Source organism: Affinundibacterium baiyunense (assembly GCF_018139645.1).
In the GTDB taxonomy this organism is placed as follows: Bacteria; Pseudomonadota; Gammaproteobacteria; order Burkholderiales; family Burkholderiaceae_D; genus Undibacterium; species Undibacterium baiyunense.
Map to the genome: position 1 here is coordinate 12563 of NZ_JAGSPM010000013.1, position 12402 is coordinate 24964.

The 12402-nt window shown below is 46.1% G+C and carries 9 protein-coding genes; 2 read left to right on the forward strand and 7 right to left on the reverse strand.

Annotation, left to right across the window (positions count from 1 at the left end; translation table 11 throughout):
* Positions 1 to 218: 218 nt before the first annotated feature.
* The 3 genes from KDM92_RS16550 to KDM92_RS16560 all read right to left on the reverse strand — a co-directional run bounded on the left by KDM92_RS16550 (position 219) and on the right by KDM92_RS16560 (position 3271).
* Entirely contained in the window at positions 219 to 926 is a 708-nt protein-coding gene (locus KDM92_RS16550; protein ID WP_212685530.1) for a hypothetical protein, read from the reverse strand.
* A 354-nt stretch (positions 927 to 1280) separates the two neighbouring features.
* On the reverse strand, positions 1281 to 1784 hold the full coding sequence (ssb, locus tag KDM92_RS16555) for a single-stranded DNA-binding protein (protein WP_189346280.1): 504 nt from the start codon (positions 1782 to 1784) through the stop codon (positions 1281 to 1283).
* A gap of 239 nt (positions 1785 to 2023) precedes the next feature.
* Positions 2024 to 3271 carry an MFS transporter gene (locus KDM92_RS16560; protein ID WP_230408397.1) on the reverse strand — a complete coding sequence of 416 codons (1248 nt, stop codon included), beginning with the start codon at positions 3269 to 3271 and terminating at the stop codon, positions 2024 to 2026.
* A gap of 396 nt (positions 3272 to 3667) precedes the next feature.
* Here KDM92_RS16560 and uvrA point away from each other — a divergent pair, with 396 nt between their 5' ends.
* Positions 3668 to 6535, forward strand: a complete 2868-nt coding sequence (uvrA, locus tag KDM92_RS16565) for an excinuclease ABC subunit UvrA (protein WP_212685576.1) — start codon at positions 3668 to 3670, stop codon at positions 6533 to 6535.
* 216 nt (positions 6536 to 6751) lie between these two features.
* Positions 6752 to 7330: an aminoacyl-tRNA hydrolase gene (pth, locus tag KDM92_RS16570; RefSeq protein WP_212685531.1), complete on the forward strand. Its 579-nt coding sequence runs from the start codon at positions 6752 to 6754 to the stop codon at positions 7328 to 7330.
* Between the two features lie 104 nt (positions 7331 to 7434).
* Here the strand turns inward: pth and KDM92_RS16575 are convergent, their stop codons facing one another.
* From KDM92_RS16575 to KDM92_RS16590, 4 genes are all read right to left on the reverse strand, one after another.
* A complete protein-coding gene (locus KDM92_RS16575; protein WP_230408398.1) occupies positions 7435 to 10230 on the reverse strand; it encodes a TonB-dependent receptor plug domain-containing protein in 2796 nt (931 codons plus the stop codon).
* Positions 10231 to 10637: 407 nt separating this feature from the next.
* The gene (locus tag KDM92_RS16580; RefSeq protein WP_212685532.1) at positions 10638 to 10835 is read right to left on the reverse strand and encodes a type II toxin-antitoxin system antitoxin; all 198 of its coding nucleotides are present in this window, start codon (positions 10833 to 10835) and stop codon (positions 10638 to 10640) included.
* A 6-nt stretch (positions 10836 to 10841) separates the two neighbouring features.
* Complete coding sequence (locus KDM92_RS16585; RefSeq protein WP_212685533.1) at positions 10842 to 11306, reverse strand: hypothetical protein; 465 nt, start codon at positions 11304 to 11306, stop codon at positions 10842 to 10844.
* Between the two features lie 154 nt (positions 11307 to 11460).
* Positions 11461 to 12369, reverse strand: a complete 909-nt coding sequence (locus KDM92_RS16590; protein ID WP_230408399.1) for an SPFH domain-containing protein — start codon at positions 12367 to 12369, stop codon at positions 11461 to 11463.
* Positions 12370 to 12402 lie beyond the last annotated feature (33 nt).

The window sequence follows — 12402 nt, forward strand, 5'->3', positions numbered from 1 at the left end:
GTGATATTTCCCCACAAGGAATTTATGATGAATCCGAGCAAGTTGTAGACATTACGTCTCTCTACAGTATTCGGGAGTTTTTTTGTCGTTGATGGAGCAAAAATACAGCGTTGACACCTTGGTTAACCCGCGCCGAAGGGCGGAGGGGGCCAACATTGGCCATGAAATTAGCCTATATTGGCATCGGCGTTAAACCGACGGTCAGACATTCGCGTGCCTCATTGAGTCTTAGATGAGATACCAATATTTCGCGCTCGCTTGTGAATTATTCTAGCTCCCAACAAGCCTACCTTTACGTAAACCTCTGGAACCTCGGTTTGGGAGAGTTGCTGCGCGATTTGCACTCGATAGCGTTCATAGTGACTTAGCGTGAAGTCATCAAAGCTCATAACGACGATGAAGGCTATGCCATCAGATCCCTTGCTGGTTATCTGCTTGTAGGCCATCGTCAAGTCAGCGTCGAGCTTGCGCAAAAATCCTACGCTGAGCTCATAGTAAATGGATCCGTCAAAGCCCTCCTCAGCCTCCCGGCGATTGATCTGCGCCTCTGAAATACCGATACTCTTTACTTCGCAGTATCTTGTCTCGTTACCGTGACGGTATGACAAGTCTGGCGTCGTTTTGCCGTCCTCCGGCAAGACCGAGACATGCGTATAACCCTGGCGGAGGAGGAACTGATAGGCAAAGGCTTCGTTTAGTTGGTTGAAAAATCCCTGTTTGAGTTGACCTTTCCGATGATCCCGGAAGTGCGCGACAGCTTTCTTTGACAGTCTTTCCCAAGACGCTTGATCCATACAATCGAACGCCTTGTCATAGGCTCGATAAGACGCGCGGGCCTGTTTTGATAGACGCAATGTTTCGCCCACTGACTCAAAAAATTTGTCGTATGGATAGTTTTCCTTGATCAACCGAATGAGTGCTGCCATCCGCCTCATTTGACATGCCTAACGTGATTTAATTTAACAAGTCGCAAAGATAATCGAACATAAAAGAAAAGCCAATTCGTTTTAACTCTCTGCAAACCCGAATTCCACTTAGTTGGCTCTGTTTATACCGATTACTTGCTAGATTTCGTCCACAAAACCCATCCCCACCCTAGCCCTCCCCTTGAAGGTGAGGGGATTTATCACTTGAATTACTCTTGCGGCAAACTGAAAATGTGCAAGTTAAATCGAAGCAACTTCTTTTACGTTCCATAAAAAAACACCCCAATTCAACACAGGGTTGAATTGGGGTATTTTAGATTTGGTACTTAATGCTTATCTATTCTAAGGTACGCTTCAGAACGGAATATCATCATCCATATCGGAGAAGTTCGGTGCAGGACGTTGCGCTGGAGCTTGACGTGGTTGCTGCACGGGCGCGCTGTATTGTTGCTGTTGACGTGGGGCTGGAGCGCCGCCGTAACCATCATCATCCATCGGTGCGCCGCCACCGCCGCCCATGCCTTGGCGACTGCCTAGCATTTTCATTTCGTCGGCACGAATGTCGGTTGCGTATTTTTCTACGCCGTCTTTATCGGTGTATTTGCGAGTACGCAAGCTGCCTTCGATGTAAACCTGTGAACCTTTTTTCAGGTATTGACCTGCGATCTCGGCCAATTTGCCAAAGAAAGTCACGCGATGCCATTCGGTCGCTTCTTTCTTTTCACCGGTTTGTTTGTCTTTCCACGATTCTGTGGTTGCTACTGCAATGGTAGTCATCGCATCGCCACTTGGCATGTAGCGGGTTTCTGGATCACGTCCCAGATTGCCAATAATCAGAACTTTATTTAGTGATGCCATATTTATGTCTCCTACTCTCAATGCGATAACATATCAATCTAATTTTAGAGGTCGTCGCTGTGTTACAAAGCCTTGCAATACTAGTGTATTGCTACGTTTTGATGCCTTGCGCTGCCACTCTATAGTTGAATTGCTACCTTTATCGCTAATTTATCAACGTAACTCGCGTGTTTCAATAGATCAAAAATGCTTTCCTTTTAGGAGGACAATTTTGCTTACTGCTTTTCCGACTTTGCTAACTAAGCGGCAGACGCTGCGTCGTTCGCATTGGCAGAATTCGGTTTGCTGGCGCGCTTGGGCAATTCCGGCATCCGGCTTGCGATTATAAGCCAGATCAAGGATAAAACTGCAGTAAATATGAAGACGGAACTAGCGCTGATGTGCTGCTTCATCCATCCACCTACAAAACCACCACAGGCCAAGCCCAATGCTTGCAAAGTGTTATACACGCCGAGCGCCGCGCCCTTAGCTGAAGGTGGCGCGAGACGAGAAACCAAGGATGGCTGACTCGCTTCCAAAATATTGAAGGCCAGAAAGAAAGCGAACAACATCGCAATCAACATCCACGCGTGGTCAAGGAAGCTCCAAAAACCCAATTGCACCAGCATTAGCAAAGCAATGGCGGCGATAAAAACTTGTTTCATTTTGCCACTACGCTCCCCTCGCATAATCGCGAATAGCATTACGAAGAAAGAACCAAATACAACAGGCAAATAGACTTCCCAATGCTTGTCTAGCGGCAAATGCACGGTTTGCACTAAGGCGGATGGCACGACCACAAACATCGCTACCTGACTGAGGTGCAATACAAACACACCTAAATTCAAACGCATGAGCTCAGGATTTTTTAGCACATCAAGCAAAGGCACTTTGGCGCTTGGTAAAGTAGGTGCATCCGGTGTAATCCACATCACCACAGCGATAGCAGCAATTGCCATGATCGCGGTCATGATGAAAATGCCTGACATACCGATACTTTGATATAGCACTGGAGCAAACACCAGTGACAAAGCAAAACTAATCCCGATTGATCCACCCACCATCGCCATTGCCTTGGTGCGATGCTCTTCTCGTGTAGTGTCGGCCAACAATGCCGTGATCGCTGCGGAAATTGCGCCTGCGCCCTGCACTGCGCGTCCAATCAAAATGCCCATCACAGTGTTCGACATCGCTGCAATCACTGCGCCAAGTGCAAATAAAATCAAACCAGCGATAATCACGGGCTTGCGTCCATACTTATCCGACGCGATGCCAAACAGAATCTGCAAGCAAGCTTGGGTTAGTCCATACACACCCATCGCCATGCCGACCAATGCGGTGTTATCGCCATCCGGCAAAGTTTTGGCATGAATTGCGAAGATCGGCAAAATCAAAAATAAGCCAAACATGCGTAAAGCGAAAATCGATGCCAAGGACGCGCCCGCGCGGATTTCGGACGCGGACATTTTGCTGGAAGCGATAGTTGATGAGAGCGATTCTGTGCTCATAGGTGTTGCGCTATTCATAAGACGATTAACAGCATTGCAAAAAGCAAAATGACGAGTACGGGTCAGCCGGAACCATGATTCTGATGACAATTTACAGCGACACTCGCGCTTATTTTTGAAAACCCGTTATAGTATCAGGTTGCTCGCTTTTCATTTCAAAATGCGGCAAGCTTGCGCGGCTTAATTGCATTTCACACATTGATTTGGCTTAAATTTCGTCACAAAAATTGATCTGGCAATGGTACGCACAACAATTTAAAGAAAGTTTCTACTTTTTATAGCATTTTGAACCCTTATTGATCGACCATCATACGCAGGAAATGTTTCATGACCATTAGCAAAACTAAGAAGTCCCTTAAGTCCGCACCGGCAGAAATCGAATTCGATCAGGTGGACATGCCGCTCCCCAAAAAGGATGCGATTCGGGTTCGTGGTGCGCGTACGCATAATCTGAAAAATATCAATCTCGATTTGCCACGTAATAAGCTGGTCGTGATCACAGGCTTATCGGGCTCTGGCAAATCCTCACTGGCTTTCGATACTTTATATGCGGAAGGCCAGCGCCGTTATGTGGAATCTTTGTCGGCTTACGCACGCCAGTTTTTGCAATTAATGGAAAAACCCGATGTCGATTTAATCGAAGGTTTATCCCCTGCGATTTCGATTGAGCAAAAAGCGACTTCACATAATCCGCGTTCGACGGTCGGCACGGTGACAGAGATTCATGATTACCTGCGTTTGCTGTATGCGCGCGTTGGTACACCCTACTGCCCCGATCATCCTGAAAACCCTTTAGCAGCGCAATCCGTATCGCAAATGGTCGATGCAGTGTTGGCAATGCCAGAGGACAGCAAGCTGATGATCTTGGCGCCGGTGGTGTCGAATCGCAAAGGCGAACACGTCGATTTATTTGAGCAAATGCAGGCACAAGGATTTGTACGCTTCCGCGTACAAAGTGGCACGCATGCTGCGAAGATCTACGATGTCGATGATTTACCTAAACTCAAGAAGACCGAAAAACATACGATTGACGTGGTGGTGGATCGCGTCAAGGTCAAAGCCGAAATCAAACAGCGTTTAGCCGAATCGTTTGAAACTTGCTTGCGTATCGCTGAAGGTCGTGCGCTGGTGGTAGATATGGATAGCGGACACGAGCAATTATTCTCGAATAAATTTGCCTGCCCGACTTGCGGCTATAGTTTGCAAGAACTAGAACCTCGCTTGTTCTCGTTCAATAATCCTATGGGCGCTTGCCCTGAATGTGATGGTCTTGGTCACATCGAATTCTTTGACCCTAAGCGCATCGTCGCTTTTCCGAATTTGTCCTTAGCGAGTGGCGCGGTTAAAGGCTGGGATAGGCGTAATCAATTTTATTTCCAGATGCTGTCAAATCTGGCGGCATTCTATGATTTTGATCTGGATCTGCCGTTTGAACAATTGCCGGAAGCAGCGCAACAAGTGGTCTTGTATGGCTCTGGCAAACAAAGCATTCCTTTTACTTATGTGAATGAAAAAGGTCGTACCGTCATTAAAGAACATCCATTTGAAGGCGTCGTGACCAATCTGCAAAGACGCTATCGCGAAACGGATTCGATGGCGGTCAAAGAAGAATTGGCGAAGTTCATCAATGAAAAAGAATGCCCGTCATGCCACGGCGCACGTTTGCGCGTGGAAGCACGCTTTGTAAAAGTTGGCACGGGCAAACAAGAGCGCGCGATTTATGAAATCAGTGCGATGCCTTTACGTGAAGGTATGGAATTCTTTGGCAAGTTAAAATTAACGGGTGCCAAGCGTGACATCGCCGATCGCATCATCAAAGAAATCAGTTCTCGTCTCACTTTCTTAAATAACGTCGGTCTCGATTATTTATCGCTCGATCGCAGCGCAGATACTTTGTCAGGTGGCGAAGCGCAAAGGATTCGCCTTGCCTCACAAATTGGCTCGGGCTTAACCGGTGTGATGTATGTGTTGGATGAACCATCCATTGGTCTACATCAACGTGATAATGATCGATTGATCGGCACGCTCAAACACTTGCGCGATATTGGCAATAGCGTGCTCGTTGTAGAACACGATGAAGACGCGATTCGTTGTGCTGACTTTATTGTCGACATGGGAATTGGTGCGGGTGTGCATGGCGGTGAAGTGATCGCCCAAGGTTCGCTCGACGATATCATGCAAAGCAAGCGTTCTTTAACGGCACAATATTTGTCGGGCGACTTAGCGATTGAAGTACCAAAGAAACGCACTGCGTTTAATCCCGAAAAGCAATTCGTGATCGCTGGCGCCACAGGCAATAATCTGAAAAAAGTCACGATGAAATTGCCAGTCGGCTTGCTCACTTGTGTAACGGGTGTGTCTGGCTCCGGCAAATCAACCTTAGTCAACGACACCTTGTATTTGGCGGCATCACGTCATCTGTATGGTTCGCAAACGGAACCCGCTGCATTTGAAAGTATCAGCGGTCTTGAGCACTTCGATAAAGTCATCTCGGTTGACCAAGCGCCTATCGGTCGTACACCACGCTCGAATCCTGCGACTTATACAGGTCTATTCACACCGATACGCGATCTGTTTGCGACCGTACCTGTTGCCAAAGAACGCGGCTACAGCGCCGGACGTTTCTCGTTCAACGTCAAAGGCGGGCGCTGCGAGGCTTGCCAAGGCGATGGCGTGATCAAAGTCGAAATGCACTTCTTACCTGATGTGTATGTGCCTTGCGATGTCTGTCACGGCAAACGCTACAACCGCGAAACTTTGGAAGTCCAATACAAGGGTAAAAACATCCACGAGATTTTAGAAATGACGGTGGAAGACGCGCATGAATTCTTCAAACCTGTTCCCTTGATCGCTCGTAAATTGCAAACCCTGTTGGATGTCGGTTTGGGTTATATCCGTCTCGGACAAAGTGCAACGACGCTCTCTGGCGGTGAAGCACAGCGGGTGAAATTGTCACTAGAGTTATCGAAGCGCGACACAGGGCGTACTTTATACATCTTGGATGAACCAACCACAGGTTTGCATTTCCACGATATCGCTCTGCTGTTAAAAGTCATACATCGCTTACGTGATCAGGGCAATACCGTGGTCATTATTGAACACAATCTCGATGTGATTAAAACCGCGGATTGGATTGTTGATATGGGACCAGAAGGCGGCGCTGGCGGTGGACGGATTATTGCGAGTGGTACGCCAGAAGATGTCGCGGCGAATGAGCATAGCGTGACTGGGCATTATTTGTTGCCGCTGTTGAAGAAGAAGTAAAATCCCTAGCAATGCATAAGGCGCCCTCTCCCGTGTACGGGAGAGGGTTGGGGTGAGGGGAGTTCAGATAGGTCGAATGCTTGTTCAAAGCATCTATCAAAAAATCGGCATATAGACAGAAATCATCGTTTGCTGTGATCCGAACACCCTCATCCCCGCCCCTTCTCCCGCTTACGGGAGAAGGGAGTTGGAATATCAAAATTCATTCAAATTATTATGAGCATCAAACTAATCGTAGGCCTAGGCAATCCCGGCCCTGAATATGAACAAACCCGCCACAACGCAGGTTTTTGGCTAGTCGATCAACTTGCGGGCGGTAGCTTGCAACGCGATAAAAATTTCAATGCCTTGGTCGCCAGGACTCGCATCGCGGGTGAAGAAGTTTGGCTATTAGAGCCACAGACTTTTATGAATCGCTCAGGACAATCGGTTGGCGCACTCTGTCGTTTTTATAAAATCACGCCAGAACAAGTTTTAGTCGTGCATGACGAACTCGATATCGCACCAGGTTTAGCCAAACTAAAAAAAGGCGGCTCCTCGGGCGGGCACAACGGTCTAAAAGACATCACCGCAGCACTCGGTACACAAGACTATTGGCGCATGCGGATCGGCATTGGTCATCCACGTACTTTGAATTTACAGCAAGGTGTTGCTGATTTTGTTTTGCATAGACCACGTAAAGAGGAACAACCTTTGATTGATGCATCAATTGCACGTGGTTTGGAAATTATCCCCATGCTGATCAAAGGCGAGTTTGCGGACGCGATGACGAAATTACATACCGTCTCAAAATAATCTAAATAAAAAACACAAAACAAAATGCCCGTTGCACTTGTCATGCAACGGGCATTTTTACTTGAGCAGAACTTGCATTCCGCTCAAATGCAGCCATCCGTTTCTTAGAACTTATAAGTACCGTTCACATAGAAAGTACGGAAGCTTGGTGTCCAACCACCGCGCCAGTCAGTTGGGTTTTCTGCCGCAAATACATTACCAACGAAGAAGTTGAGTTTTGTATTTTTGATGCCAGTGTATGACAAGCTGTAGTTCACGAACGTACTCGCATCGATACGCTCACAAGTCGCCATATTTTCTGGAGCTACTTTTTGCGTTACGCAGTAAGTTGGTGAAGACAAGCTGTTTGAGCTGTATCCACTTGCATAGTTAACGATAACGGCATTATCCCAGTTACCAGTTTTCAATGCTGCAGTCACTTTTGCACCCAATTGACCACCACGATCGTAAGTACCAACTACGTTTTTATTCCATGTGTTGTCAGCAACACTGAAAGTTTGGTATTTCAACTCGTAGTTACCATCAAGATTCAAACGCAAAGTACCGATGTTATCCAACTTGATTGTTGTTCTAGCGTCGAAATCGAAACCAGAAGCACGTGTTTTACCCGTGTTCACGTATGGGTTGTAAACCATACCCAATTTGCCGATATTTTGGAAAGTAACGCTATTGGTTGGTGCGTATTTTTTCACCAATGCCAAGAACTCGTTATCCGTCGCAGAATTATCAACGCGCAACAATTGACCTGCTGGCAAACTTGCTTCGCCTTTCAAGATATCAACAACAGAACGTGTGCCGATTTCATCTTTACGTTCGATATTGTAGTAGTCGATACCAAATGACCATTGTCTAGATGGTGCAAATACCAGACCCATCGTGTATGAACGTGAAGTTTCAGGTTTCAAATCAGGATTTGAAGAAACGAAACTTGGCAAGCTTGCTGAACAATCGCCGTTACGATAGCTGTTACCCAAAGCTTTATCCGCAGTCGTTGCAGCAGGATTGTTTTGGATCAGATTGTTCAGAGTGGTCGCGATTGGGCAACGACGCAAATCATTGTTGCCGTTGGATACTGAGCTACGACCCAAACCATTACCAGATTCAACGATGTTAGGTGCACGGAAACCACCAGATGCTGTTGCACGTACTAACAATGCATCAGTTACTGTGTAACGCAAGCCGAGTTTTGGAGAAACGTGAGCATCGAAATCACCTTGTTTATCCGCACGCAAAGCTGCACTTACTTCGAAGTTTTTCACAACAGGAATAGTCGCTTCTGAGAAGATAGAGTATTGGTTACGTGAGTCTTTCACTTGCAAGCCGAAAATACCGACCAATTCACCATTCAATACGTTGTCAGAGCTCTTCATTTCATAAGCTTCATGACGCACATCTGCACCAACCGCAAATGACAATGGACCAGCTGGCAATTGCATCAATTCACCAGTCAAAGTCGCATCCATAAACGTGATCGCAGACTTACCATTTGTCGTACGAATTGGGAACATGGACTCTAACAAGGCACGATCATTCTTTTTGCCAAAAACATAGGTCTTGTTGATGATCGCATCGGTGTAACCTTTAGCGCTAACCGCACGTGTTACCTTATCAGCAGTCGATTCCATATGGCCGAATGCAGATTTCCAATCGTAGTTACCCAAAGTGCCGTCCAACGCCAACATGACACGGTATTGATCAGAGTTAGTTTTATTGAAGTTAAAACCATCGCCAGTATCCATCATACGTGCGCGATATTCGACTGGCGTTGAATATGGGTTATTTGGATGACCAACTGGGAGTTTAGGATAGCTGAATGGACCAACCATCTTGCCACCATACACGTTGTACCAGATGCTGCTTGAAGAAGTAGCTGAACCATTGCTCACATTGAATGGAGACAAAATGTATGAGTCGAAAGACTTAGAGTAAGTAACTTCAAAGTTCGCGTCGATTTCCGAGCCAATTTTGAAACGTGTGTTACTTGCTAAAGCATAGCGTTCGCTATTAGTAGTTTGACCACCATACTGCAAGATATCCATCTTACATTGCTTGTCAACTGGATCGATATCACCCGCTGGGCAACCAGGTGCAGCAACAATGTTGGTGCTGCTTAAGAAGTAGTTACCAGTTGGTGAAAAAGAACTTCTTGCATCCCAAGTCGAACGACCTGGTGTTAAACGATGCCAATCTGGGTACAAGTTACGCATTTCTTCAGTGGTGTAACCGTCACGCTTATTGCCTTCAATCGTCAAATAAGTATTGAAGCCATCTTTCGCAACATCACCGTATCCATAGATTGCTGATACGTTGCGTGTACGACGGTCAGAAAGATTTTCTGTACCTGTATAACCAGCTTTGATTTGTGCGCCTTGGAAATTTTTACGCAAAATAATATTAATAACACCTGCGATTGCGTCTGAACCATAGATAGCAGATGCGCCATCTTTCAAAATTTCAACACGGTCAATTGAATCCGCAGCAATTGCGTTCAAATCGGTGAAGTTATCTTGTGCGCCATCAGACAAACCGTAAGGAGCGATACGGCGACCATTAACCAGTACCAAGGTCGCTACTTTACCCAAACCACGCATACCAACTGCGGATGCACCAGTCGCGAAGCTACCAGAAGAACTAGATGCTGCATTCAAGCTTGTACCAACAGCAACAGAATCAGTCAAAACGCCCAGCGCAGTCGTTGCTCCAGAACGCTCGATGTCTTCACGTGTTAACACTTGCACGGATGCAGATGTCTCAATATTTGTACGTTTGATACTTGAACCAGTAATTTCAATTTTTTGAATTTTTGGAGCAGTATCTTGAGCAAAAGCTGGCGCAATGCTGACCATCGCATGTACGACGCCAACTGCCATTAAGGCCTTAGTCATCTGTTTGAGTTTCATAGTTTCTCTCTTGTGTTTGTTGAAATTCTACTACTATTTTGTAATCACCCTAGCGTACGAGGCGAAGGTGAAACTGCCAATTATGAAATTTATTTTTCACAATCAAAAATGAAGCAACTTGAAATAATACAAGATTTATGAGGAAACTATCTATAACTATTTTAGTTACCACAACATTTTCATCTAGTTTTAAGTGTTATCACTTGAAATTATGAAAATAAAATTGCAAATTTGAGCAGTGAATCGCCGAACTTCAAAAAGCAAAAGCGCGATCAACAGGATTGGGTAGCAGAATAGAAATTAAAAACCGTCAGGGTATGAAGTTGCGCAAGACGAAATTAATTTTCGCGATGGGGCTATTTGCGAAATTTCGATAAGAGAGCGATCTCTTGCGCGCGGTGGGGGAGTTACAAATCGCCTTGATTATCGGGCTCAGCGCTCGTCGAGGTATCGAGCTTTCTGCCTCTTTGCTGCAGAGCCTGGCGCAATAAGTACTCGACTTGCGCATTTGCACTACGCAATTCTTGCGCTGCCATGCGTTCAATCTCGGCCCAGAGCACAGGATCGATGCGAAGCGGAAATGATTTTTTACCGGGACTAGCCATGGCGATTTACTGTAGTTGAGTGAGGCGTGCCTGCAATTTTGCATAAAGCACTTCAGGCTCAGCAGAACCTAGACGAATTTTGCTGCCATCTTTCTTGTAGATTCGTACTGCGCCATCGCCAGCCGCGTTATACAACATGCCTTCTCTGGTCAGACGTATTCCCTTTCCCTCGTACCAACGTGTACGGCAAAGCTCAACGCGTTGAATCTGCGAGATTAGCAAGCACCAGCTTGGCCATTTCAACAGCCCAAAATGCCAACGCAAAGTTTGTTCGTCAAGCTGCACAGTGAAATGACCGAAAATAAGCAAAGCAATCAAGTTGATCAAGCTCATGAAGACCACGAGCTGAATCATCTGCGCCGCTCTTTGTTCAGGCGGCGCATCAACACCAAACAATGCGACCGCGACCGTACTGATTGGCAGTATCAACCATAACAGCAGCAAGTATTGTCGCGATACGTATTGAGGCATTTGTTTACTCTTCATTGTTTGCAGATTCGACTACTGCTGTCTTTGCAACAGACTTTTTCTTGGCAGCGATGCCAACACATACAGCAATAAAAACGATGATCATCACAGCTTGCATCATGCACTCCTCTTTCTCAAATCTTACTCAAAATCGAATTTAATTGTACAAAGTACCTGCATTAATCACCGGCTGCGTTTCTTTATCTGAACACAAAACCACTAATAAATTACTCACCATCGCCGCTTTGCGCTCGTCATCTAATTCAACAATTTGACGCTCCGACAATCCTTGCAGTGCCTCTTCCACCATGCTGACAGCACCTTGTACAATTTTCTTGCGCGCACTAATAATCGCCTCTGCTTGTTGACGACGCAGCATGACTTGCGCAATTTCCTGGGCATAAGCTAAGTGCGTAAGCTTGGCATCTTCTACATCAATCCCCGCAGCGACAAATCGGTTATGCAATTCTTGTCGCATTGCGTTGGCAACCACATCCATCCCTGCACGCAAGGTAGTTTCACCAGTCGCCAAGTCCTCACCATCATCATAAGCATATTGTGCCGCAAGATGGCGAATCGCCGCCTCTGCCTGCACCTGTACAAAGCGCTCAAAGTCATCCACGTTAAAAATTGCTAAAGCTGTTTCCTCAACGCGCCAAACAATTGCGGCACCAATCTCCACGGGGTTACCTCGCTTGTCATTCACTTTAAGCGGCGGTGTATTCAAAGTGCGAGCACGCAAGCTTAACTTGCGTTTGGTGTATAAAAAATTTGCCCAACGCAAACCTTCACTACGGTCGGTTCCTTTGTAATCACCAAACAAAGAAAGTAGCACCGCCTCATTCGGTTGCAGCATATACAAGCCCGCAAAAATCATCGCGCCAATTACATTCAATACCAACTTTGCAATCACACTCACGAGCGTGTGCTCACTCGAATTAAGCAATAGCGCAACGCCAGCAACTTGCAAAAACACGCCCAAACCTAGCATTGCATAACCATTTTTTGATTGCAATTGGCGCTCTTGAATAATCTTTTTAGCTGATAACTGCTTCTCTTGAGCCATCATTTTCTCCGTTAGATAAAGTGATCTGATGAA

Bases quoted from the DNA above. Each gene is read 5' to 3' on its own strand.
- KDM92_RS16550 (WP_212685530.1), bottom strand. From the start codon at position 926: ATGGCAGCACTCATTCGGTTGATCAAGGAAAACTATCCATACGACAAA.
- ssb (WP_189346280.1), bottom strand. From the start codon at position 1,784: ATGGCATCACTAAATAAAGTTCTGATTATTGGCAATCTGGGACGTGAT.
- KDM92_RS16560 (WP_230408397.1), bottom strand. From the start codon at position 3,271: ATGAGCACAGAATCGCTCTCATCAACTATCGCTTCCAGCAAAATGTCC.
- uvrA (WP_212685576.1), top strand. From the start codon at position 3,668: ATGCCGCTCCCCAAAAAGGATGCGATTCGGGTTCGTGGTGCGCGTACG.
- pth (WP_212685531.1), top strand. From the start codon at position 6,752: ATGAGCATCAAACTAATCGTAGGCCTAGGCAATCCCGGCCCTGAATAT.
- KDM92_RS16575 (WP_230408398.1), bottom strand. From the start codon at position 10,230: ATGAAACTCAAACAGATGACTAAGGCCTTAATGGCAGTTGGCGTCGTA.
- KDM92_RS16580 (WP_212685532.1), bottom strand. From the start codon at position 10,835: ATGGCTAGTCCCGGTAAAAAATCATTTCCGCTTCGCATCGATCCTGTG.
- KDM92_RS16585 (WP_212685533.1), bottom strand. From the start codon at position 11,306: ATGCCTCAATACGTATCGCGACAATACTTGCTGCTGTTATGGTTGATA.
- KDM92_RS16590 (WP_230408399.1), bottom strand. From the start codon at position 12,369: ATGGCTCAAGAGAAGCAGTTATCAGCTAAAAAGATTATTCAAGAGCGC.